This is a genomic window from Mycolicibacterium wolinskyi, assembly GCF_002101965.1.
Lineage (GTDB): Bacteria > Actinomycetota > Actinomycetes > Mycobacteriales > Mycobacteriaceae > Mycobacterium > Mycobacterium wolinskyi.
The window spans coordinates 162076-185729 of record NZ_LQQA01000017.1; the positions used below are offsets into that span (position 1 = coordinate 162076).

The window sequence follows — 23654 nt, forward strand, 5'->3', positions numbered from 1 at the left end:
ATTCCGTGAACGGTTCTAGCAAGGGCACCCTTACGTGACGGGGGCCACCCTCGCCCGGCGGGAGCGTCCTGGGCCGCCGGTTACGCTGCTGTGATGGCCAGCCGCCTGTCGTCCTTCAGCTCGTCGATCGCCCGGTGGCACGGCGACGAACGCACGGTCGGGTCACCTCTCAACGACGCCGAAGTCGTCGCCCTGCGCCGCACCCGGCTGTTCGGGGCCACCGGGACCGTCCTGATGGCGATCGGCGCCCTGGGTGCCGGGGCCCGTCCCGTCGTGCAGGATCCGACTTTCGGAGTGCGGCTGCTCAACCTGCCGTCGCGCATCCAGACGGTATCGCTGACCATGACGACGACCGGTGCGGTGATGATGGCGCTGGCGTGGCTCATGCTCGGCCGGTTCGCACTCGGTTCGCGCCGGATGTCGCGCAGCCAGCTCGACCGTACGCTGCTGCTGTGGGCGATACCGCTTCTGCTGGCGCCGCCGATGTACAGCCGCGACGTCTACTCGTACCTGGCCCAGAGCGAGATCGCGCTGATCGGCCTCGATCCGTACCGGGTCGGCCCGGCCACCGGGCTTGGCCTCGATCACGTGTTCACGCTTTCGGTGCCGAACCTGTGGCGCGAGACACCCGCCCCCTACGGCCCACTCTTCTTGTGGATCGGCCAGGGCATATCGGCGTTGACCGGCGAGAACATCGTGGCCGCGGTGCTGTGTCACCGGCTGGTCGTGCTGGCCGGCGTGGGCCTGATCGTGTGGGCCACGCCGAGGCTGGCCCGGCGCTGCGGGGTCGCCGAGGTGAGCGCGCTCTGGCTCGGCGCGTGCAACCCACTGCTGTTCATGCATCTGGTCGCAGGTATCCACAACGAGGCGCTCATGCTCGGCCTGATGCTGGCCGGCACGGAGTTCGCGCTGCGTGGGATCGACGCCGCCCAGCCTCTGTTGCCCCGGCCGCTCGCCTGGCCGAACACCCGCACCGACTGGGCACGCTGGCTGCCGATGGCGACGCTGGTGCTCGGCGCCGTGCTGATCGCGATGTCGTCCCAGGTCAAGCTGCCGTCGCTGTTGGCGTTGGGATTCGTCGCCATGGCGCTGGCCTGGCGCTGGGGCGGCACGCTCAAGGCTTTTCTGCTGGCCGGCACGTCGCTCGGCACGCTGTCGCTCGCGGTCATGGCGGTGATCGGATGGGCCAGCGGCCTCGGCTTCGGCTGGCTGTTCACGCTCGGCACCGCCAACGTGGTGCGCAGCTGGATGTCCCCGCCGACGCTGCTGGCGCTCGGAACCGGTCAGGTCGGGATTCTGCTCGGGCTCGGGGACCACACGACCGCGGTACTCGGCCTCACCCGTGCGATCGGCGTGTTCATGATCTCGATCCTGGTCACCTGGCTGTTGTTCGCGGTGCTGCGCGGCCGCCTGCATCCCGTCGGCGGACTGGGAGTCGCGCTGGGCGGCACGGTGTTGCTGTTCCCGGTGGTGCAGCCCTGGTACCTGCTGTGGGCGATCATCCCGCTCGCCGCATGGGCCACCCGGCCGGGCTTCCGCGGCGCGACCATCGCCATCACGCTCGTGGTCGGCATCTTCGGGCCGACGGCGAACGGGGACCGGTTCACGCTCTTCCAGATCGTCATGGCGACCCTTGCCAGCGCCCTCATCGTGCTGATCCTCATCGGGCTGACCTACCGGCGGCTACCGTGGCGTGCGTCACCCGAGCCCGCGACAAGCCCACCGGCGGCACGAACTGAACACCGCGACGCCTACGCTGAATCCCCGTGACCTCGTCCGACCCCGCCGGCTCCCCGCGCGGCGAAACCCCCGTGCTGCTCCGCGGCGTCACCAAGCAGTACGGGTCGACGACGGCCGTGTCCGGACTCGACCTGGAGGCCCGGCGGGCCGAAGTGCTGGCGCTGCTCGGCCCCAACGGCGCGGGCAAGACCACGACCGTCGAGATGTGCGAAGGGTTCATCCGCGCCGACGCGGGCAGCATCGAGATCCTCGGCCTCGATCCCGTCGCCGACAACGCTCGGCTGCGCGAACGGATCGGTGTCATGCTGCAGGGCGGTGGCGGCTACCCCGCCGCGCGCGCCGGCGAGATGCTCGATCTGGTCGCGTCCTACGCGGCCAATCCCCTTGACCCGGCGTGGCTGATGGACACCCTCGGCCTGACCGAATCCGCACGCACGACCTATCGACGGCTGTCCGGCGGACAGCAGCAGCGGCTCGCACTCGCGTGCGCCGTCGTCGGCAGGCCCGAACTGGTGTTCCTCGACGAGCCCACCGCGGGTATGGACGCCCACGCGCGAATCGTGGTGTGGGAGTTGATCGATTCGCTGCGCCGCGACGGTGTCACGGTCGTGCTCACCACGCATCAGCTGACCGAGGCCGAGGAACTCGCGGATCGGATCGTGATCATCGACCACGGGGTGGCCGTGGCCACCGGCACGCCCGCAGAGCTCATGCGCAGCGGGGCCGAGAACCAGCTGCGGTTCAGCGCACCGCGCAAACTCGATCTGTCGCTGCTGATCTCGGCGCTGCCCGAGGACTACACGGCCACCGAGACCGCACCGGGCGAATACCTGGTCGAGGGACACATCGACCCGCAGGTGCTCGCGACCGTGACGGCGTGGTGTGCGCGGCTCAACGTCCTCGCCACGGACATGCGCGTCGAGCAACGCAGCCTGGAAGACGTGTTCCTCGACTTGACCGGACGGGAGCTACGGCCGTGACAGAACCGACGATGGCGACCGACCGATTCGCGCCGGGCACCTTCACGCCCGACCCTCGGCCCGCGACGGTCCAGAAGATGCTGGCCGCACAGTTCGGCCTGGAACTCCGCCTGCTGCTGCGCAACGGTGAGCAACTGCTGCTGACGATGTTCATCCCGATCACGTTGCTCATCGGCCTGACTTTGTTGCCGCTCGGCTCCTTCGGCGAGGACCGCGCGGGCACGTTCACACCCGCGATCATGGCGCTCGCGGTGATCTCGACGGCGTTCACCGGGCAGGCGATCGCGGTGGCGTTCGACCGGCGCTACGGCGCGCTGAAACGTCTTGGCGCGACCGCACTTCCGGTGTGGGGCATCATCGCCGGGAAGTCGCTCGCGGTGGTCGCGGTGGTCTTCCTGCAGGCGATCCTGCTCGGCGCCATCGGTGTCGCCCTCGGCTGGCGGCCCCCTCTGGCCGGCCTGGCGCTCGGCGCCCTGATCATCGCCCTCGGCACCGCCGGATTCGCCGCGTTGGGACTGCTGCTGGGCGGCACGCTGCGTTCGGAGATCGTGCTCGCACTGGCCAACCTGCTGTGGTTCGTGTTCGCCGGACTCGGTGCACTGACGCTCGAGGGCCAGGACGGACAGGCGATTCCGACCGCGGTGGCCTGGGCCGCCCGGTTGACCCCGTCAGGTGCGCTCACCGAATCACTGACGCAGGCGATGACGCTTTCGGTGGACTGGTTCGGCCTGGCCGTGCTCGCGGTGTGGGGCGCCGTGGCCGCGGTCTGCGCGCTGCGCTGGTTCCGCTTCACCTGACCCCGGCCCGCCGCGGAACTGCATTCCCGGTCGTTGACATCGCGTGGTAGCGACCGGGAATGCAGTTCCGCGGAACGGCGAGCCCTACTACAACCTGTAGTTCGTCGTCATCTACGATCAGGCCGTGCCCGTCGGACGACTTTTCCTGCGTCTGGTCGACCTGCTGCCCGTACCCAGTCTCCCGGTCCAGCGGATCATCGCGTTCCTGGTGATCCTGACCCAGGGCGGTATCGCGGTCACCGGCGCGATCGTGCGGGTCACCGCGTCCGGCCTGGGTTGCCCGACCTGGCCACAGTGTTTCCCGGGCAGCTTCACCCCGGTGCCGCACGCCGAGGTCGCCGTCGTCCACCAAGCCGTCGAGTTCGGCAACCGCATGATCACGTTCCTGGTGGTGTTGACCGCCGCGGCCGCGGTGCTTGCGGTGACCCGGGCCAGGCGCCGCCGAGAAGTGCTGGTCTACGCCTGGCTCATGCCCGCCTCGACCGTGGTGCAGGCCGTCATCGGCGGAATCACGGTATTGACCGGTCTGCTGTGGTGGACGGTGGCCATTCACCTGCTGGCCTCGATGGCGATGGTGTGGCTGGCAGTGCTGCTCTACGTCAAGGTGGGCGAACCGGATTCGGGCGTGGCGGTGACTCGGGTTCCCAAGCCGCTGCGTCAGCTGACCGCGCTGTCCGGCGTGGCTCTGGCAGCGGTCCTCGTGACGGGAACCCTGGTGACCGGCGCAGGCCCGCACGCCGGCGACAAGAGCCTGGATCGGGTGATACCGCGCCTGGAAGTCGAGATTCTGACGCTCGTGCACATGCACTCGTCGCTTCTCGTCGCCTACCTGTCGCTCGTGGTGGCGCTCGGATTCGGGCTCGCCGCGGCCCGCGCGGCCCGGCCGGTCATGGTGCGCCTCGGCGTGCTGGTCGCCCTGGTGTGCGCGCAAGGCCTCGTCGGTGCCGTGCAGTTCTTCACCGGTGTGCCCGCGGCGCTCGTCGCCGTGCACGTCGCGGGCGCGGCGCTGTGCACCGCGGCCACCGCCGCGTTGTGGGCGTCGATGCGTGAGCGTCGCCCTGCCGACACTGTTGCGTGATCACAGCGAAACCGACACATCGCGCGCAAACCTGTGATTGATGTGATCGATTCACAGAAGTGCCTTACGCTGTCATCATGTCCCCAGGGTTGAGCGCCCACGCCCGCCGGGCGGCGATCGCCACCCGCATCCACACCGACCGCGAAGTCGACTTCACGTCGCTGGCCGACGAGTTCGGCGTCTCGGCGATGACCATCCGCCGTGACATCGAGCGGCTCGAAGACCAAGGCATCGCCCGCCGCGTGCTCGGCGGCGCGATCGCATTCGGCGGTAAGTCGACCGAGCCGTCGTTCGCCTCCCGGGCAGCGGAATCCGCGGACGAGAAACTGCACATCGCCCGCGCGGTCGCCGATCTTCTTACCCCGCAGGAGACGGTGATCCTCGACAGCGGCAGCACCGTGCTGGCCGTGGCGCGCGCGCTCAAAGGACGCGACCTCGGCTTGACCGTGATCACGCCCAGCGTGCTCGTCGCCGTCGAACTGGCCGAGGAACCCGGCACCACGGTCCTGCTGACCGGCGGCAAGGTGCGCCCCGGCGAGCTGAGCTTGATCGGCGCCGAGGCCGAGGACTTCTACCTGCGCTACAACTGCGACACCTATGTCATGGGTATCGCGGGCGTGGACGGCAGGCGCGGCGCGTCGGAGTACCACCGCGAGGAAGGCAATGTGAAACAGGCGGCGATGCGGTCGGCCGACCGGGTGATCGTCGCGGCCGACGCCACCAAGCTCGGCCGCGTGCAGCTGATCAATGTCGCACCGGTGTCGGACATCTCGGTTCTGGTGACCGACGGATCGCCGACCCATCCGACCGTCGAAGCACTGCGCGAGGCCGGGGTCGAGGTGTTGTGCGTCAACGCCGTCCGGTCAACTCCAGCGCGCTGACACCCCGCCGTCTCGTCCGGCAGGACGCCGCACCTCGGCGCCGGCCTCCTCGGCGATCAGCGCACCCGCCGCCCAGTCGTGCACGGCGAGATCGTCCTCGACGAACGCGTCGAGGCTGCCCTGCGCGACCAGGCACAGGTCGACCGCCGCCGCACCGAACCGGCGCATATCGGTGTACTCGGTCATGAGCGCGCCGAGTTCACGTAGCTGACGCCTGCGGTGGCCCGGGTCGTAGGACAACCCGGTGCCGACCAGCCGCGCGGTCGTCGTCACGTGCGGCAGCGGCAACCGTTCCCGCCCGGCACCCGAATCAACGATGGCCCCAAGGTTTTTCGCTGCGCTCCACGTCATACCGAGCGCCGGCGCCGAGACCGCGCCGGCCAGCCAGCGACCGTCGGCAACCGCGCGTACGGCGACCGACGTCGCGAAGTACGGAATGCGGCGGGTGAAGTTGGTGGTGCCGTCGAGCGGGTCGATGACCCATTGCAGCGGTCCGGCACCGACATGCTCGGCGAGCTCCTCACCGAGCACGGAATCGTCGGGGCGCGCGCTCAACAGGACCGCCCGCACCGCTTCCTCGGCGGAACGGTCGACGGCGGTGACGACGTCGCCCGCGGCGGTCTTCGTCTCGGCCGAAACCGGATCGCCGAGCTGGCGCAGGCAGACGGCCGCGCCGCGCTGTGCCGCCTCGACCGCAAGGACCCGCAGCTCCTCACTCATAGCGTCTTACGGAAATCCTTGACCACGTTCATCAACTCGGTGACACGCGAGGCCACCGCCCGGTTCTCGAACACGCCGTCTTCCTTGAAATACGTTCCGACGATCGCGCCGTCGGCGATGGACAGCTGGTCGGGGGCGTTGTGGGCACGCACGCCGGTGTTGACGAACACCGGGACGGCACCGGCGGCGTTCTTGACCACCTGCAGCGCCTGCGAGTCGGTCGACGCGCCCGCGGTCAGCCCGGACACACAGATCGCGTCCGGCCGGGTGGCGAACACCGTGGTGGCGGTGACCGAGGCGAGATCGCGGTCGGCCAGATAGACCGCCGACTCCGGAACGATGTTGAACAACAGCTTGACGCCGTCGCCGCCGATGCGGTGGCGATGCCGCGCGACCGCGCCGACGTTGGTGTCCCACAAGCCGAAATCGCTCGCATAGACACCGGTGAAGATTTCGCGAACCCACTGCGCGCCCGTTGCCACCGCCAGATCGATGGACGCCCGCCCGTCCCACAGCACGTTCACGCCGTAGGGCACCGAGAAGTCCGGCAGCAACTCGCCGATCACCCGGGCCATGGTGATCGCGGTGATCGGTTCGGTCTGGGTCAGATACGGCAAGCTGAACTCGTTCGAGATCATCACGCCGTCGACGCCGCCCTCTTGCAACGCCGCCAGTTCACCGCGCGCGCGGTCCACCACCGCGCGGATGCCGGCAGCCGAATCGAAGCCGGGGTCGCCCGGCAACGCGGCCAGGTGCAGCATCGCGATCACGGGCTTTCGCACCGCGAACACCTCATCGAGCCAACTGGTCATTTGGGAAGCCTCTCGGATCGTCGTTCGGCAGACTGTGTCACATCAAGTGTTATCAAATCACAGTCAGACTACAGAATTTCGTGACTTTACGTGACTGTCACACATAACCTGTGAGAATCTAACAGCCACGGGGTACGGTAATGCCACCGCAGCGAGGTTGCGTGCAACCGCCACAGCCAACAGGGAAAGGACCGCATGCCGGAGTTCACGATCGGCGTCGACATCGGCACCACGGGGACCAAGACCGTGCTTGTCAATGTCGGCGAGGCGCGCATCGTCGCGCAGGCCTCCCGCGACACTCGGCTCCACGCCGACGCCCCCGGCCACGCCGAGGCAGATCCGGCGCAGTGGCTGGACAACGTGCACAGCGGAATCCGCGAGGTGCTCGCGCAGTCCGGTGTTCCCCCGCGGGAAGTGGGCGCGCTGGCGACCACGGGCATGGTTCCGGCTGTCGTGCCGGTCGACCACGCCGGCTCGCCCGTCCGGCGCGCCATGTTGCAGAACGACGCGCGCGCCACCGCGGAGATCGAGCAGCTCAAGGCGGCATCAGACGCCGAGGCCGTCCTGGCCGCGACGGGATCGGCGATCACCCAGCAGTCGGTGGCGCCCACCGCGATGTGGCTGCGCCGACGGGAACCCGAGACCTGGAATGCCACAACGCATCTCGTCGGCTCATACGACTGGGTCCTGATGGCCCTCGGCGCCACCCCGCACGTCGAGCTGAACTGGGCCATCGAATCGGGCCTTGGCACCGTCGAAGGGGTCCGCTTCGACCCGATGTTCGAAGCCGCCGACCTCAAAGCCGATCTGGTGCCGCGGGTCCTCGCACCGGGCGCCCGAGCCGGCGAGTTGAGCCGCGACGCGGCGGAAGCCACGGGCCTGCCCGCGGGCCTGCCCCTGATCGTCGGCGGCGCCGACCACGTGCTGTCGGCGTACGCCGCCGGAGTGAACACACCCGGCGACTGGCTCGTGAAACTGGGCGGCGCGGGCGACATCCTGGCCGCCAGCGACAGTCCGGTGATCGACGCACGGCTGTATCTCGACGCGCACCCGGTGCCGGGTCGCTGGCTGCCCAACGGCTGCATGGCAACCAGCGGCAGCTTGATCCGGTGGTTCCAGACCCTGTCCGGCGGTATCGACCTGATCGCGCTCGACGAGGAGGCCGCCTCCCGCGCACCGGCCGAAGTGCTGTGTCTCCCATACTTTCTCGGTGAGAAGAGCCCGCTGCACGACCCCGATCTGCGCGGCGCTTTCGTCGGGCTGGACCTGGCCCACACCCGGGCGGACATGTACCGCTCGGTACTCGAGGCCGTCGCGTTCGGCTTCAAACACCACACCGAGGTGTTCACCTCGATCGGGGTGCCGCTGCAACGCGCACTCGTCACCAACGGCGGAAGCCGCTCGGTGCTCTGGAAGCAGATCCTCGCCGACGTGCTCGACACGCCGCTGTCCCCGATCGTCGGGCACCCGGGCGCTTCGCTCGGCGCCGCTGTGGTCGCGGCGGTCGGCATCGGTCTACTCGACGACTGGGACAGCACCGGCCCGTTCCGCACCCTGGGTGATCCCGTCACGCCCGACCCTCGAAACACCGACCGGTACGCGCAGGCGTACGCCGAATGGCGAACCCTCGGCGACGTACTGACCCCCGTCTCTCACCGCATCGCTCGAAAGGCCCGATCATGACCGCCCAGAACAACATCCGCACGGCCGTCGTCACCGGCGCCGGATCCGGCATCGGCCGGGCGATCGCCACCACACTGGCCGAACGCGGGTGGCGCGTGGTCGTCACCGACATCGACGCGACGGCCGCCGAACAGACCGTCGCGGCGCTCGCCGGGACGGGGCACGAGGCCGTCGCACTCGACGTCACCGATCCCGCGCTCGCGAATTCGGTGGCCGACGACGTCGCCGACCGGCTCCGCCTGCAGGCGTGGATCAGCAACGCCGGCATCTCGGCCATGGCCAGGTTCGTCGACGTCTCCCCCGGTCAACTCGACCGCAGCCTCGACATCAACCTCAAGGGTGTCTTCTACTGCGGCCAAGCCGCCGCCCGGGCAATGATCCGCACCGGTGTGCACGGCACCATCGTCAACACCGCGTCGATGGCGGCCAAGCAAGGTCGCGTACCGTTCCTCGCCGACTATGTGGCGTCCAAGTTCGGCGTGCTGGGCCTGACCCAGGCGATGGCGTATGAGCTCGCCGAGCATCACATCACCGTCAACAGCGTGTGCCCGGGTTTCGTGGCCACCCCGATGCAATCCCGCGAACTGGAGTGGGAGGCCGAGCTCAGCGGGTCGACCCCGGACGGCGTGCGCCAGTCCTGGATCGACGCGACGCCACTGGGCCGCCTGCAAACCCCCGACGACGTCGCCCGGGCGGTGGCGTTCCTGGTCTCCGAGGATGCCCGGTTCATCACCGGAGAAGCACTGTCCGTCAACGGCGGTGCCTATATGGATTGAGCCTTCCTCCCCCACCGCTCGATCCATCCCACCCGGACAAGGGAAAGTGAGAACGCATGAAAATTCCGATGTTGCGCCGGCGCCCGGCGCGGCCGAAAGCGACCCGCTGGTTGCCGGCAATCGCGATGGCCGCCGGACTCGTGCTGGCCGGTTGCGCCGGTACCGGTGGCCCCGATGAGCAGAGCGCGTCGGGCCTCGGCGACGTACCGACCGATACCAATGCCACCGTCCGGGTGCTGATGGAAAACGTCCCCGACACCGACATCGTGAAAAACCTTGTCGGACAGTTCAACCAGAAGTATCCGGGCATCAAGGTCCAGATCGAGACCATGACATTCGACCAGATGCGTGACCGGTTGGTGTCGTCGTTCCAGGCCGCCGAGCCCGCCTACGACCTGATCGTGGTCGACAACCCGTGGATGGACGATTTCGCCGACGCCGGGTTCCTGGCGCCGCTGGGCGACCGCATCGCCTCGACCACCGATTACCGGCCCGACGACTTCTTCCCGTCGCTCACCGCGATCACCGACGTCGACGGAACCACCTACGGCGTGCCGTTCTACAACTACGCACTCGGCTACATCTACAACAAGCCCGATCTCGCGGCGTCCGGTCAGCAGGTGCCAACCGACCTCGACGCCTTGATCGCCACGTCGCAACGACTCAAGACCCCGGACCGCGCCGGCATCGCCATGCAGCCTCAGCGCGGCTACAAGATCTTCGAGGAGTGGGCCAACTGGCTGTTCGCCGCCGGCGGGTCCATCTACGACCAGGACGGCAAGCCGACGCTGAACACCGAGCAGGCGGCCCGGGCGCTCAACGCCTACATCGACACCTACCGCACTGCGGCGCCGCCCAACAGCCTCGCGTGGGGCTTCGACGAGGCGTTCCGCTCGGTGTCGAGCGGCAAGGCCGCGTCGATGATCGGCTACAACTGGAACCTTCCCGCGCTCAACGACCCGGCAGGCGCGTCGGGTGAACGCGCCGGCCAGTTCGCGCTCGCCCCGATTCCTGGCGGCAAGTCCGCGCTCGGCCTGTGGAGTTGGGCGATCCCGGCCAACTCCGCGGCCTCCGACGCGGCGTGGGCATTCGTCTCCTGGGTCACCTCGCCCGATGTCGACGCACAGCGAGTCGCCGACGGCGGCGCGGTGATCCGTCAGAGTTCGCTGACCGACCAGAAAGTCCTCGCCGACGGATACGGCGCCGACTACTACAAGACCGTCGGCGAGATCCTCAAGAACGCCGAGCCGCTGAGCCAGGGCAAGGGCGGTGAGGAGATGATCCAGGCCGTGGGTACCGAACTCAACGATGCCGCCGCGGGCAACAAGAGCGTCGCCGACGCACTGCGCGACGCCCAGGCGGCAGCGGAGCGGATCCAGCAGTGACCGAAGGGAATCCGGCGGCCACTTCCGTGAGGACGCGCAGATGAAGTTCAAGTACGGCATGCTCATGCCCCTGCTCGCCCTGTTCGGCGTGGCCGTCGGATTCCCGCTCTGCTACGCCGCCTACCTGTCGGTCACCAACTACAAGCTCACCGACCGCGAACCCCCCGGTTTCGTCGGCGCGGCGAACTTCACGAACGCGCTGTCGAACACCGCGTTCTGGGAGGCGTTCGGCACCACCGCGATCTACGTCCTGATCGCGGTGAGCGTCGAGCTCGTGCTCGGCTTCTCGCTCGCGCTGGCACTGCATCAGCAACGGTGGGCCAAGGACCTGTCGCGCGCGATCGTGCTGGCGCCCATGTTCATCACGCCCATCGCCGTGGGCCTGATCTTCCGGTTCCTGCTCAACGACCAGATCGGTGCCATTCCGGCACTACTGCACGGGATCGGCGCCGACTACGACTTCTTCGGCGCCGGCCGCGCCTTGCTGACGCTGGCCTTCATCGACGTCTGGCAGTGGACCCCGTTCATGGTGTTGCTGATCCTCGCGGGCCTGGAGTCGATGCCCAAGCAACCCCTGGAAGCGGCCAGAGTCGACGGTGCCGGACCGATCTACCGGTTGCGGCGCGTGATGATTCCGATGCTTGCACCGGTGCTCACCGTGGCGGTGCTGCTGCGCGGCCTCGACGCGCTGCGCGTGTTCGAGTACGTCTACGCCACCACGCGCGGCGGCCCGGGCACCGAAACCCAGACCCTGCAGTACTACATGTACCTCGAAGGCATCCAGTTCTTCCGCCTCGCCCAGGCCAGCGCGATGGCGTTCGTCGTCCTGGTTCTGGTGCTCGCGGTGATCGTGGTGGCGTTCCGCACGATGGAACGCAGCCGGGAAGGAAGCTCCGCCCGATGAGCCGACCACGCTGGCTGGAGACCCTGCGCATCGCCGTCCTGACGGCGGCGTTCATCTTCGTGCTGTTCCCGATCGCCTGGGTGGCGCTGGCGAGCTTCAAGACGCCTGCACAGATGTCCGAACCGTTCCTGCTGGCCTTTTCGCCGACCATGGACAACTGGCGCGCGGTGCTGGAGTCGGGCATCTTCGCCGCGGCCGGGCGCAGCGCGCTCGTCGGACTGGTCACCGTGAGCATCAGCCTGGTGGTCGGCAGCATGGGCGCCTACGTCATCGCCAAGTACCGGGCCGGCGGATCGCTGACCCGGTTCGGCATGCTGGCCGCCCAGGTCGTACCGCCGGCGGTGATGGTCTTCCCGTTCCTGACCATGGCGCATGCCCTGCGGCTGACCGACACCCTCGCGCCGGTGATCTTCGCGCATCTGTCGTTCGTGCTGCCGCTCGTGACGTGGTTTCTGATCGGGTTCTTCGAGGCCGTACCGCCGTCGTTGGAGGAGCAGGCCCGCGTCGACGGTTTCACGCGGTGGCAGGCGTTCCGGCTCGTCGTGCTGCCGCAGGTGTTTCCCGGCATCGGCGCCGCAGGCATCTTCGGGTTCACGCTGTCGTGGAACGACCTGTTCTACGGGCTGATCCTGGCGCCGGGCAACGCCGCGATCCTGCCGGTGGCGATCTCGAACTTCAACACGTTCCGCGGTGTGCAGATCGGCACCATGAGCGCGGCCATCATGATCGCGATCATCCCGGTCGTGGTGGCCAGCTTCTTCATCCAGCGACGCCTGGTCCAGGGGATCAGCGGCGGCGCGGTCAAGTACTAGACAAGCAAGGTTGGAACAAGATGGCAGCGGTGACATTCTCGGCGGTCAGCAAGTCCTACGGGGCCGCGACCGTGGTTTCCGGACTCGACCTCGAGCTCGCCGACGGCAGCATGACCGTCCTCGTAGGCCCGTCGGGGTGCGGCAAGACGACGTCGTTGCGGATGCTGGCCGGCCTCGAGGCGGTGAGCGCGGGAACCATCCGCATCGGCGACCGGGACGTGACAGGCCTGGAACCCAAGGAACGCGACATCGCGATGGTGTTTCAGAACTATGCGCTCTACCCCCATCTGTCGGTCCGCGAGAACATCGCATTCCCGTTGCGCGCCAAGCGGATCGAGCGTTCTGAGGCACTGAGGCGGGCCGACGCGATCGCCGAGTCGCTCGGGCTGGGTGCGCTGGTGGCCCGCAAACCCAAGGACCTGTCCGGCGGTCAGCAGCAACGTGTCGCGATCGGCCGCGCGATCATCCGCGAACCGGCCGTGTTCCTGTTCGACGAGCCGCTGAGCAACCTCGACGCCAAACTTCGGGTGGAGACCCGCACCGAGTTACTGCGGCTGCAGCGCCAACTCGGCATCACGTCGCTGTACGTGACCCACGACCAGGAAGAGGCCATGACGTTGTCGGACCGCATCGTGGTGATGCGCGACGGCCGCATCGCGCAGGCCGGCCCGCCCGAAGAGGTCTACCGGCGGCCTGCCGACACGTTCGTCGCGACGTTCGTTGGGAGCCCGAAGATGAACCTCGTCGACGGCGCGGTGAGCGGTGGCGAACTACGCACCGAATCCGGGGTCCGGATCAGGGTTCCCGGACCGGACGCGGCCGCGGTGACCGCCGGGATCCGGCCCGACGACCTGATCGTGACACCTGCCGCGGACGGCGGGGCCACCGTCGAACTGGTCGAGCTCCTCGGCCCCCGCGCCATCGTCACCGTTCGTGCGGCAGACCAGCAGCTGACCAGTGTCGTGGAGGCCGCCGCGCTGAGCGAGGTCACCCCGGGCGTTACGGTCGAACTCTCGGCGGCCGACGTCCACCGCTTCGATGTGACGAGCGGGGTCCGGCTGAGCGACTGATCGTCCACGCGGTCGGATCAGCGCGCGATCTGCGCGGCAACTGTTCGCGTATCGATGGCCGACCACACCTGGGCGATCTTGGCGTCGCGGAAACGGTAGAAGACATGCTCGGTGAACGAGACCCGTGTGCCGGACGGTTGGAAGCCGAGAAACTCTCGCTGCGGAGTGCACTGAAACAGCAGTCGGCCGGCCAGCAGATCGTCCTGAACGACGATGAGGTCGGCGTCGAACCGGAGATCCGGTATCGCCGCTACGTCGGATTCGAGCATCTCCCGATAACCGCTGAGCCCCAGTGAGTTCCCGTTGTGGATCACATCCGCACACACGAACTCGCCGAGATCGTCCCAACGCCTGTCATTCAGGCACTCGAGGTAGCGGCGGTAGATGCCGGCGGTCGATGCCTCGATACTCACAGTTCCCCCGTGTCAGCCGCGCCGGTGCGAGAGCGGTCCCAGCCCGAACCGCTCCAGAGCCGATTCGACGCCGATCGCGAACTCCCGTTCGGCGTCGGCCCGGTCGCTCTGCTTCAGCTGCCGGAAACCCAACGACGGCTCGACGAGTTCGAGCTCGAGCAGCCTCGGGTCCTCGGGTCCACCGATCACGTCCACCCGTGCGTAGAGCAGATCCTCCGGTTCGATGTCGAACAGCCGCGTCACCGCCCAGATCGCGAGGCGGCCCACGCGCCACACCTCGTCCTCGGGGTCGGCCGGGGACAGCGATTCCTCGGCATAGGTTCCCGACTCGTCGAACTCCGGGGCGTGCCCGGCCGGCGGCAGGATCGGGCCCTTGGTGAACGCGTGCGATTCCTCGCCGTTGAGAAACACCAGCGCGGTCTCACCGTCGGCGATTCTCGGGTCGTAAGGCTGCACGAGCACGCCCTTGCCCTGGGCCTGCAACGCCGTCGCGTGGGCGGCGGCCGCCACTGAATCGACGAAGCGCTGGGCACCGGCCGAACCTGCGCCGACGGCCGGTTTCACCACCACCTCACCGGCGGGCACGCGTACCGGCTCGTCGACGTTGAAGTACTGCGTCGGCACGACCGGCACGCCGAGACGCCGCAGATCCTCCAGGTACCGCTTGTCGGTGTTCCAGTCGACGAGTTCGGGTGCGTTCAGCAGGTTGCGCACCGACCGGGTCCACGACAGGAACTCGTCGAGCCGGCCGGTGTAGTCCCACGTCGCCCGCAGGATCACCAGATCGGCCTCCGATGTGGCCGGGTCATCCCAGGCCAGCCAGCGCGCATGGAGACCGCGTTCGCGCAGCGCGGCGACGAGTCCGCCGTCGTCGCCGTCGCCCTCCGGCAGCGCTGCACAACCGGCGAAGACGATGCGGGGATGGAACAGATCCGGACGGGCGAGCTTCACTCCCGTGATGATAGGTGTGGATGATAGGGGGCGTGTATGCCATCGAAGTTGCCGAGACCGGCGGACCCGAAGTCCTGAGCTATGTCGAGCGGCCCGAGCCCTCCCCCGGGCCCGGCGAGGTGTTGATCAAGGCCGAGGCCATCGGGGTCAACTTCATCGACACGTACTTCCGTTCGGGACTCTATCCGCGTGAGGTGCCCTTCATCGTGGGCACCGAGGTCTGCGGCACCGTGACGGCCGTCGGCAACGACGTGGCCGCGCTCGCGGTCGGCGACCGGGTGGTCACCGCCAACGCCGTCGGCGCCTACGCCGACATGTGCGTCGCACCAGCCGATTTCGTGGCCTACGTGCCCGACGGGGTCGCGCCGGAAGCGATTGCCTCGGCGCTGCTCAAAGGCATGACCGCGCACTACCTGATCAAGTCGACCTATGCCGTGCAGCCCACCGACACGATCCTGGTTCACGCCGGAGCCGGCGGTGTCGGCCTGATCCTGACCCAGTGGGCCACCAGCATCGGCACCCGGGTGATCACGACGGCCTCGACACCGGAGAAGGCCGAACTGTCGCGGCAGGCCGGCGCCGTCGAGGTTCTCGAGTACCCGGAGGATCCCGATGAGTTCGCGGCCAAGATCCGCGACTTGACCGGAGGCGCGGGCGTGGCCGCGGTCTACGACGGCGTCGGGGCGTCGACGTTCGATGCGAGCCTGGCCAGCCTCGCGGTGCGCGGCACGCTGGCGTTGTTCGGTGCCGCGAGCGGCCCGGTGCCGCCGGTCGACCCGCAACGGCTCAACTCCGCCGGTTCGGTGTTCCTGACCCGCCCGACGCTGGCCCACCACACGCGGACCCCCGACGAGTTCTCGTGGCGGGCAGGCGAGCTGATCAACGCGATCGCGGACGGTTCGATCACGATCACGGTCGGCGGGAAGTACCCCCTGGCCGATGCCGCCCGCGCACACACCGACCTGCAGGGCCGCAAGACCGTCGGGTCAATCGTGCTCGTGCCGTGACACTGAGCTCGCCGAGGCTACGGGTTTTGACGGAAATCGGTCGATGACCGTCAAGAACCGTAGTTTCGGCGCAGATCAGAACAGCGTCGGCAGCGCCAGCGCCGAATCGATCGCCAAGGCGCAGAACACCACGGCCAGGTAGTTGTTCGACTGCAGGAACAGGCGCAGCGGCTTCACCGGCTCGCCACGCTTGACGCCGGAGTACAGCTGGTGGGCCATCACCAGGAACCACGCACCGGCCAGCAGCGCGACCGCGCCGTACAGCCAGCCCGTGGCCAGCGCCAGCACCAGCGTGGTCAGCACGGTCAGCCAGGTGTAGATCAGGATCTGCCGGGTGACCTGACGCTCGGTGGCCACGGCGGGCAGCATCGGCACGCCGGCCGCCTTGTAATCGTCCTTGTAGCGCATCGCGAGTGCCCAGGTGTGCGGCGGTGTCCAGAAGAAGATGATCGCGAACATCACGAGTGCCGGCCACTGGATCGTGCCGGTGACCGCCGACCAGCCGATCATCACCGGCATGCATCCGGCCGCCCCGCCCCACACCACGTTCTGCGACGTTCTGCGCTTGAGCAGCAGCGTGTAGACGAAGACGTAGAACAGGATCGTCGCGATCGCGAGAAGGCCCGACAGCAGGTTGGTGGTCCACCACAGCCAGCAGAACGAGCCAACCGACAGCACCAAACCGAAGATCAGCGCGTGCCGCGTCGGCACCGACGCTCGGGCCAGCGGCCGCCGCGCGGTGCGTTTCATGACCTTGTCGATGTCGGCGTCGGCCACGCAGTTGAGCGTGTTCGCCCCGGCCGCCGCCAGCATGCCACCGACCAACGTGTTCAGGATCAACAGCGGATCGACCGTCCCGCGGTCGGCCAGCAGCATCGCCGGAATGGCGGTGACCAGCAACAGCTCGATCACACGCGGCTTCGTCAGCGCCAAATAGGCCAGGAACGTGGACCTTATTCGGCTGGGCGCCTCACCGATGAGCCGGCGCTCGCGGATGCTCACGCAAATAACTCCTCGGGTGGCGTCACGTGGCTTCTACTACACACGATGGTAGACGGCGACCTGACGGGCTCCACACCGCAGGGTCCAATCGTGCGGCCGCCCGAGGTGAACGGAGCCCGAATCGTGCACAACCAGTCTGCGGCGGATGAGTCGCCCGCACTAGGGTGTTTGAAGTAGCAGCAAGTCAAGCGCGAATTATCTGAATGAGGAGCGAGCACGTGACCACGGCCGAAGAGATCACCGCTCTCACCAAGCCCAACCACCCCGATGACTGGACCGACCTCGACAGCCTCGCGGTCGACACCGTCCGGGTGCTGGCGGCTGACGCGGTGCAGAAGGTCGGCAACGGCCATCCCGGAACGGCTATGAGCCTGGCTCCGCTCGCCTACACGCTGTTCCAGCGCCAGTTGCGCCACGATCCCAGTGACGTCCATTGGCTGGGCCGCGACCGCTTCGTGCTGTCGTGCGGGCACTCCAGCCTGACGCTGTACATCCAGCTGTACCTCGGCGGCTTCGGCCTCGAGCTCAGCGACATCGAGTCGCTGCGCACGTTCAAGTCCAAGACGCCAGGACACCCCGAGTTCCGCCACACCAAGGGTGTGGAGATCACCACCGGCCCGCTGGGCCAGGGGCTGGCCTCGGCGGTCGGCATGGCGATGGCCTCGCGCTACGAGCGCGGGCTGTTCGATCCCGACACCCCGTGGGGCGAGAGCCCGTTCGACCACTACGTCTACGTGATCGCCTCCGACGGCGACATCGAGGAAGGCGTGACCAGCGAGGCGTCGTCGCTGGCGGGCACGCAGCAGCTCGGCAACCTGATCGTGTTCTACGACCAGAACCAGATCTCGATCGAGCACGACACCAACATCGCGCTGAGCGAGAACGTCGCCGACCGTTACCGCGCCTATGGCTGGCACGTGCAGGAGGTCGAGGGCGGCGAGAACGTCGTCGGGATCGAGAAGGCGATCGCCGAGGCCAAGAAGGTCACCGACAAGCCGTCGTTCATCGCGCTGCGGACGATCATCGGCTACCCGGCGCCGACGAAGATGAACACCGGTGGCGTGCACGGGTCGGCGCTCGGCGCCGACGAGGTCGCCGCGACCAAGAAGATCCTCGGCTTCGATCCCGACAAGAACTTCGAGGTGCGGCCCGAGGTCATCGAGCACACCCGCAAGCTGGTCAACCGCGGCCAGGAGGCACATGCCAAGTGGCAGAGCGGATTCGACGCGTGGGCCGAACGCGAGCCCGAGCGAAAGGCGCTGCTGGACCGGCTGCTGGCCAATGAGCTGCCGGAGGGCTGGGATTCCGAGCTGACCTACTGGGAGCCCGGTTCCAAGCCGCTGGCCACCCGCGCGGCCTTCGGCCAGGTGCTCAACGACGTCGCGCCGAAGCTGCCCGAGCTGTGGGGCGGGTCGGCCGACCTCGCGGGCAGCAACAACACCACCATCAAGGGCGTCAAATCCTTTGGGCCGCCGTCGATCTCGACCGACGACTTCACCGCGGACTGGTACGGCCGGGTGCTGCACTTCGGTATCCGCGAGCACGCGATGGGCTCGATCCTGTCCGGCATCGTCCTGCACGGGCCGACGCGTGCGTTCGGCGGAACGTTCCTGCAGTTCTCCGACTACATGCGGCCGGCCGTGCGGCTGGCGTCGCTGATGGACATCGACACCATCTACATCTGGACCCACGACTCGATCGGCCTCGGCGAGGACGGGCCCACCCACCAGCCGATCGAGCACCTGGCGGCGCTGCGGGCCATCCCGAACCTCTCGGTGGTGCGGCCCGGTGACCCGAACGAGACGGCGTACGCGTGGCGCAGCATCATCGCGCGCGGCAACGGCAGCGGCCCGGTCGGTTTCATCCTGACGCGCCAGGGCATCCCGGTGCTGGAGGGCACCGACGCCGATGGCGTCGCCAAGGGCGGCTATGTCCTGGGCGGGCCGGGCGACGGCGAGCCGGACGTGATCCTCATCGGCACCGGTTCGGAGCTGCAGCTGTGCGTCGAGGCGCGAAAGATCCTCGCCGACAAGGGCGTCAACGCCCGAGTCGTGTCCATGCCGTGCGTCGAATGGTTCGAATCGCAGCCCAAGGAGTACCGCGACAGCGTGCTGCCACCGGCTGTTTCGGCGCGGGTGGCCGTGGAAGCAGCCGTCGCCCAGAGTTGGTACAAGCTGGTCGGCGACACCGGCGAGATCGTCTCGATCGAGCACTATGGCGAATCCGCCGACGACAAGACGTTGTTCCGCGAGTTCGGTTTCACCCCAGAGGCTGTGGTGGCTGCCGCGGAGCGATCGCTCGAGAACTGATCGAGAACTAGTAGAGAAGGCGAATCATGACTCAGAACCCGAATCTCGCGGCGCTGAGTGCCGCGGGCGTATCCGTATGGCTCGACGACCTCTCCCGTGACCGGCTCCAGACCGGGAACCTGCAGAACCTGATCGACACCCGCAGCGTTGTGGGCGTCACCACCAATCCGTCGATCTTCCAGGCCGCGCTGTCGAAGGGCACCGCCTACGACGCACAAGTCAAGGAACTCGCCGAGCGGGGCGCCGACGTGGACGCCACGATCCGCACCGTCACCACCGACGACGTGCGCAACGCCTGCGACGTACTGGCCAAGCAGTACGAGGCGTCGGGCGGTGTCGACGGGCGCGTGTCGATCGAGGTCGATCCGCGCCTCGCGCACGACACCGACAAGACGATCCTGCAGGCGATCGAGCTGTGGAAGATCGTCGACCGGCCGAACCTGCTGATCAAGATCCCGGCGACGCTTGCCGGCCTGCCCGCGATCACCGCGGTGATCGCCGAAGGCATCTCGGTGAACGTCACGCTGATCTTCTCGGTCGAACGGCACCGTGCGGTGATGGACGCCTACCTCGCCGGCCTCGAGAAGGCCAAGGAGGCGGGCCACGATCTGTCCAAGATCCATTCCGTCGCATCGTTCTTCGTGTCCCGGGTGGACACCGAGATCGACGCGCGGCTGGACAAGATCGGCAGCGAGGACGCCCTCGCCCTGCGCGGGCAGGCGGGCGTCGCCAACGCCCGGCTCGCCTACGCGGCTTACGAAGAGGTGTTCGGCGGCGACCGCTACGCCGCGCTCAAGGCCGACGGTGCCCGCGTGCAGCGTCCGCTGTGGGCGTCGACCGGTGTCAAGAACCCGGAGTACTCCGACACGCTCTATGTCACCGAACTCGTCGCACCCAACACCGTGAACACCATGCCGGAGAAGACCCTTGAGGCCGTGGCCGACCACGGCGAGATCACCGGCAACACCGTTTCGGGAACGGCCGCGGCGGCTCAGGAGACCTTCGACAAACTGGCCGCGATCGGCATCGACCTGCCCGACGTGTTCAAGGTGCTCGAAGACGAGGGCGTTGAGAAGTTCGAGAAGTCGTGGCAGGAACTGCTCGACGCAACCCAAGGTCAACTCGACGCCGCGAAGAAATGACAGCGGTCAACGACAAGCCCGAGGTCGCGTGGCGTAATCCGCTGCGCGACAAGCGGGACAAGCGGATGCCGCGGATCGCCGGGCCGTGTGGCGTCGTGATCTTCGGCGTCACCGGCGATCTGGCCCGCAAGAAACTGATGCCGGCGATCTACGACCTGGCCAACCGCGGTCTGCTGCCCGCATCGTTCGCACTCGTCGGGTTCGCCCGCAGGGATTGGGCCGACGAGGACTTCGGCAAGGTCGTCTACGACGCCGTCAAGCAGCACGCCCGCACGCCGTTCCGCCAGGAGGTCTGGGACCGGCTGGCCGAGGGATTCCGATTCGTCCAGGGCACTTTCGACGACGAGGCGGCGTTCGGCCGGCTGGCCGAGACACTCGACAAGCTGGACGTCGAGCGCGGCACCGGCGGCAATCACGCCTTCTACCTGTCGATTCCGCCGAACGCATTCCCGCTCGTGTGTGAGCAGCTGCGTAAGTCGGGCCTCGCCCGGCCGCGCGACGGCCGCTGGAGCCGTGTGGTCATCGAGAAACCGTTCGGCCACGACCTCAAGACCGCCCGCGAGCTCAACTCGGTGGTCAACAGCGTGTTCCCGGAGGAGTCGGTGTTCCGCATCGACCACTACCTGGGCAAGGAGACGGTCCAGAACATCCTGGCGCTGCGCTTCGCCAACGCGCTGTACGAACCGATCTGGAACAACAACTACGTCGACCACGTGCAGATCACGATGGCCGAGGACATCGGCCTCGGTGGCCGCGCCGGCTATTACGACGGCATCGGCGCGGCGCGCGACGTGATCCAGAACCACCTGTTGCAGCTGCTGGCCCTCACCGCGCTCGAGGAGCCGGTGAGCTTCAGCCCGCACGAGCTGCAGACCGAGAAGATCAAGATCCTGTCCGCGGTGAAACTCGCCGAGCCACTGGACGAGACCACCGCACGCGGTCAGTACGCCGCGGGCTGGCAGGGCGGCGAGAAGGTGGTGGGCCTGCTCGACGAGGAGGGCTTCGCCAAGGACTCCACGACCGAGACCTACGCCGCGATCACCCTCGAGGTGAACACCCGGCGCTGGGCGGGCGTGCCGTTCTACCTTCGCACCGGAAAACGCCTGGGCCGCAGGGTCACCGAGATCGCGCTGGTGTTCAAGCGGGCACCCCATTTGCCGTTCGACGCCACCATGACCGAGGAACTGGGCCAGAACGCCCTGGTGATCCGGGTGCAGCCCGACGAGGGCATCACCCTGCGCTTCGGCTCCAAGGTGCCCGGCAGCGCGATGGAAGTCCGCGACGTCAACATGGACTTCTCTTACGGGTCGGCGTTCGCCGAGGACTCACCAGAGGCCTACGAGCGGCTCATCCTCGATGTGCTGCTCGGCGAACCGTCGCTGTTCCCGGTCAACGCCGAAGTCGAATTGTCTTGGGAGATCCTCGATCCCGTGCTCGACTACTGGGCGGCCAACGGCAAACCCGAGCCATACGAATCGGGTACGTGGGGTCCGCCGTCAGCCGATGAGATGTTGCGCCGCACGGGCCGGGAATGGAGGCGTCCCTAGAGATGATTGTCGACCTGCCCGACACCACCACGAACAACGTCAACAAGAAGATCACCGGACTGCGTGAAGAGGGCGGCGCGCTCACGCTCAGCCGGGTGTTGACGCTCGTCATCGCGCCGGACACCGAGGACATCGTCGAGGATTCCATCGAGGCCGCGAATTTCGCGAGCCGCGAGCATCCCTGCCGCGTGATCGTCGTGGTCCCCGGCGACCCGAACGCCGACTCACCGCGCCTCGACGCGCAGCTGCGCGTCGGTCACGACGCGGGTGCCGGCGAAGTCGTCGTCCTCAAGCTGTCCGGTGAACTGTCCGGTCATGCCAGCAGCGTGGTGCTGCCCTTCCTGTTGCCCGACACCCCGGTGGTGGCCTGGTGGCCCGCCGTGGCACCGAAGGTGCCCGCACAGGACCCGTTGGGCAAGTTGGCGATCCGCCGGATCACCGACGCCACCAACGGCGCCGATCCGCTGGCCTGCATCAAGAGCAGACTGGCCGGTTACACCCCGGGCGACACCGATCTGGCCTGGAGCCGCGTCACGTACTGGCGGGCGCTGTTGGCCGCCGCGGTCGACCAGCCGCCCCACGAGCCGATCACGTCGGCAGTGGTGTCGGGGCTCAAGGGTGAGCCCGCACTCGACATCCTGGCCGGCTGGCTGGCCAACCGGATCGACGGGCCCGTCACCCGGGCGGTCGGTGAGTTGAAGGTCGAGCTCACGCGGCCGAGCGAAACCGTCACGCTGGTGCGTCCGCAAACCGGCATCACCGCGACGCTGAGCCGCACCGGGCGCCCGGACTCGCTACTGCCGTTGGCCCGCAGAGAGGCCAAGGAATGTCTGGCCGAGGATCTGCGGCGGCTCGACGCCGACGAGATCTACCGCAACGCACTGCAAGGCATCGACAAGGTCCAATACGTATGAGCGACACAGTCATCGAACGCTATCCCGACACCGCTGCGCTCGTGGCGGCCGCAGGTGACCGGCTGGTGGAAGCCATCAAGTCGGCGATCACCGCGCGGGGCCAGGCCACGATCGTGTTGACCGGTGGCGGCACCGGCATCGGCATGCTCAAGCGTGTCGGCGAGCGCAGCTCCGAGATCGACTGGGCGAAGGTGCACCTCTACTGGGGCGACGAGCGCTTCGTACCGCAGGACGACGACGAGCGCAACGACAAGCAGGCCCGTGAGGCGCTGCTCGACCACCTCGACATCCCGGCCGTCAACGTGCACGCGATGGCGGCCAGCGACGGTGAGTTCGGCGACGACCTCGACGCCGCGGCCGAGGGCTACGCGCAGCTGCTCGCGGCCAACTTCGACGCCCCAGGGCCCGAGTTCGACGTACACCTGCTCGGCATGGGCGGTGAGGGGCACATCAACTCGCTGTTCCCGGACACCGCCGCGGTGCGGGAGACCGCACGGCTCGTGGTCGGTGTCACCGACTCCCCCAAGCCGCCGCCTCGGCGAATCTCGTTGACGCTGCCCGCCGTCCAGAGCGCGCGGGAGGTGTGGCTGGTGGTGTCCGGCGAGGCCAAGGCCGATGCGGTGGCCGCCGCCGTCGGCGGTGCCGATCCGGTCGACGTGCCTGCGGCAGGCGGGATCGGGCGGGAAAAGACGGTGTGGCTGCTCGACGAGGCCGCGGCCGCCAAGCTGTAG

The 23654-nt window shown here is 68.0% G+C and carries 22 protein-coding genes; 17 read left to right on the forward strand and 5 right to left on the reverse strand.

The window, feature by feature from the left end; all coding sequences use genetic code 11:
• Nucleotides 1–93: 93 nt before the first annotated feature.
• From mptB to AWC31_RS19185, 5 genes are all read left to right on the forward strand, one after another.
• A complete protein-coding gene (mptB, locus tag AWC31_RS19165; RefSeq protein ID WP_067845271.1) occupies nt 94–1770 on the forward strand; it encodes a polyprenol phosphomannose-dependent alpha 1,6 mannosyltransferase MptB in 1677 nt (558 codons plus the stop codon).
• On the forward strand, nt 1767–2720 hold the full coding sequence (locus tag AWC31_RS19170; RefSeq protein ID WP_085145655.1) for an ABC transporter ATP-binding protein: 954 nt from the start codon (nt 1767–1769) through the stop codon (nt 2718–2720). Before mptB ends, AWC31_RS19170 begins: the two co-directional genes overlap by 4 nt.
• Before the next feature lie 11 nt (nt 2721–2731).
• Nucleotides 2732–3517: an ABC transporter permease gene (locus AWC31_RS19175; protein WP_067845267.1), complete on the forward strand. Its 786-nt coding sequence runs from the start codon at nt 2732–2734 to the stop codon at nt 3515–3517.
• A gap of 124 nt (nt 3518–3641) precedes the next feature.
• Complete coding sequence (locus AWC31_RS19180; protein WP_085145656.1) at nt 3642–4595, forward strand: COX15/CtaA family protein; 954 nt, start codon at nt 3642–3644, stop codon at nt 4593–4595.
• A 77-nt stretch (nt 4596–4672) separates the two neighbouring features.
• A complete protein-coding gene (locus AWC31_RS19185; protein WP_067845264.1) occupies nt 4673–5476 on the forward strand; it encodes a DeoR/GlpR family DNA-binding transcription regulator in 804 nt (267 codons plus the stop codon).
• Here the strand turns inward: AWC31_RS19185 and AWC31_RS19190 are convergent.
• Both AWC31_RS19190 and AWC31_RS19195 read right to left on the reverse strand, forming a co-directional pair.
• A complete protein-coding gene (locus AWC31_RS19190; RefSeq protein ID WP_085145657.1) occupies nt 5459–6196 on the reverse strand; it encodes an inositol monophosphatase family protein in 738 nt (245 codons plus the stop codon). The genes AWC31_RS19185 and AWC31_RS19190 overlap by 18 nt on opposite strands.
• Nucleotides 6193–7008 carry a BtpA/SgcQ family protein gene (locus tag AWC31_RS19195; RefSeq protein WP_067845262.1) on the reverse strand — a complete coding sequence of 272 codons (816 nt, stop codon included), beginning with the start codon at nt 7006–7008 and terminating at the stop codon, nt 6193–6195. Before AWC31_RS19195 ends, AWC31_RS19190 begins: the two co-directional genes overlap by 4 nt.
• A 195-nt stretch (nt 7009–7203) precedes the next feature.
• Here AWC31_RS19195 and AWC31_RS19200 point away from each other — a divergent pair, with 195 nt between their 5' ends.
• The 6 genes from AWC31_RS19200 to AWC31_RS19225 are packed head-to-tail and all read left to right on the forward strand — an operon-like array spanning nt 7204 to nt 13638.
• Nucleotides 7204–8691, forward strand: coding sequence for an FGGY-family carbohydrate kinase (locus AWC31_RS19200; protein WP_085145658.1), 1488 nt, complete (start codon nt 7204–7206; stop codon nt 8689–8691).
• Nucleotides 8688–9467 (forward strand): SDR family NAD(P)-dependent oxidoreductase, encoded by a 780-nt coding sequence (locus tag AWC31_RS19205; protein ID WP_085145659.1) that lies wholly within the window; start codon nt 8688–8690, stop codon nt 9465–9467. Before AWC31_RS19200 ends, AWC31_RS19205 begins: the two co-directional genes overlap by 4 nt.
• Nucleotides 9468–9523: 56 nt before the next feature.
• Nucleotides 9524–10852: an ABC transporter substrate-binding protein gene (locus tag AWC31_RS19210; RefSeq protein ID WP_085145660.1), complete on the forward strand. Its 1329-nt coding sequence runs from the start codon at nt 9524–9526 to the stop codon at nt 10850–10852.
• 40 nt (nt 10853–10892) lie between these two features.
• Nucleotides 10893–11756 carry a carbohydrate ABC transporter permease gene (locus tag AWC31_RS19215; protein WP_085145661.1) on the forward strand — a complete coding sequence of 288 codons (864 nt, stop codon included), beginning with the start codon at nt 10893–10895 and terminating at the stop codon, nt 11754–11756.
• Nucleotides 11753–12568 carry a carbohydrate ABC transporter permease gene (locus tag AWC31_RS19220; RefSeq protein ID WP_085145662.1) on the forward strand — a complete coding sequence of 272 codons (816 nt, stop codon included), beginning with the start codon at nt 11753–11755 and terminating at the stop codon, nt 12566–12568. Before AWC31_RS19215 ends, AWC31_RS19220 begins: the two co-directional genes overlap by 4 nt.
• A 20-nt stretch (nt 12569–12588) precedes the next feature.
• Complete coding sequence (locus AWC31_RS19225) at nt 12589–13638, forward strand: ABC transporter ATP-binding protein (RefSeq protein WP_085145663.1); 1050 nt, start codon at nt 12589–12591, stop codon at nt 13636–13638.
• 17 nt (nt 13639–13655) lie between these two features.
• Here the strand turns inward: AWC31_RS19225 and AWC31_RS19230 are convergent, their stop codons facing one another.
• Nucleotides 13656–14051, reverse strand: a complete 396-nt coding sequence (locus tag AWC31_RS19230; protein ID WP_085145664.1) for an ester cyclase — start codon at nt 14049–14051, stop codon at nt 13656–13658.
• A gap of 12 nt (nt 14052–14063) precedes the next feature.
• A complete protein-coding gene (locus AWC31_RS19235) occupies nt 14064–15002 on the reverse strand; it encodes an ATP-grasp domain-containing protein (RefSeq protein ID WP_085145665.1) in 939 nt (312 codons plus the stop codon).
• A gap of 32 nt (nt 15003–15034) precedes the next feature.
• On the opposite strand from AWC31_RS19235, the gene AWC31_RS19240 reads away from it, so the two are divergent.
• Nucleotides 15035–16009, forward strand: a complete 975-nt coding sequence (locus AWC31_RS19240) for a quinone oxidoreductase family protein (RefSeq protein ID WP_085145666.1) — start codon at nt 15035–15037, stop codon at nt 16007–16009.
• A gap of 75 nt (nt 16010–16084) precedes the next feature.
• Here the strand turns inward: AWC31_RS19240 and AWC31_RS19245 are convergent, their stop codons facing one another.
• The gene (locus AWC31_RS19245; RefSeq protein WP_067845249.1) at nt 16085–17011 is read right to left on the reverse strand and encodes a heme o synthase; all 927 of its coding nucleotides are present in this window, start codon (nt 17009–17011) and stop codon (nt 16085–16087) included.
• Nucleotides 17012–17229: 218 nt separating this feature from the next.
• Here AWC31_RS19245 and tkt point away from each other — a divergent pair, with 218 nt between their 5' ends.
• The 5 genes from tkt to pgl are packed head-to-tail and all read left to right on the forward strand — an operon-like array spanning nt 17230 to nt 23654.
• A complete protein-coding gene (gene tkt / locus AWC31_RS19250) occupies nt 17230–19320 on the forward strand; it encodes a transketolase (protein ID WP_085145720.1) in 2091 nt (696 codons plus the stop codon).
• Nucleotides 19321–19346: 26 nt separating this feature from the next.
• Complete coding sequence (gene tal, locus AWC31_RS19255) at nt 19347–20462, forward strand: transaldolase (protein ID WP_085145667.1); 1116 nt, start codon at nt 19347–19349, stop codon at nt 20460–20462.
• The gene (gene zwf / locus AWC31_RS19260; protein ID WP_085145668.1) at nt 20459–22009 is read left to right on the forward strand and encodes a glucose-6-phosphate dehydrogenase; all 1551 of its coding nucleotides are present in this window, start codon (nt 20459–20461) and stop codon (nt 22007–22009) included. The genes tal and zwf overlap by 4 nt, the downstream gene beginning before the upstream one ends.
• 2 nt (nt 22010–22011) lie before the next feature.
• Entirely contained in the window at nt 22012–22923 is a 912-nt protein-coding gene (opcA, locus tag AWC31_RS19265) for a glucose-6-phosphate dehydrogenase assembly protein OpcA (protein WP_067845242.1), read from the forward strand.
• A complete protein-coding gene (gene pgl, locus AWC31_RS19270) occupies nt 22920–23654 on the forward strand; it encodes a 6-phosphogluconolactonase (RefSeq protein ID WP_085145669.1) in 735 nt (244 codons plus the stop codon). The genes opcA and pgl overlap by 4 nt, the downstream gene beginning before the upstream one ends.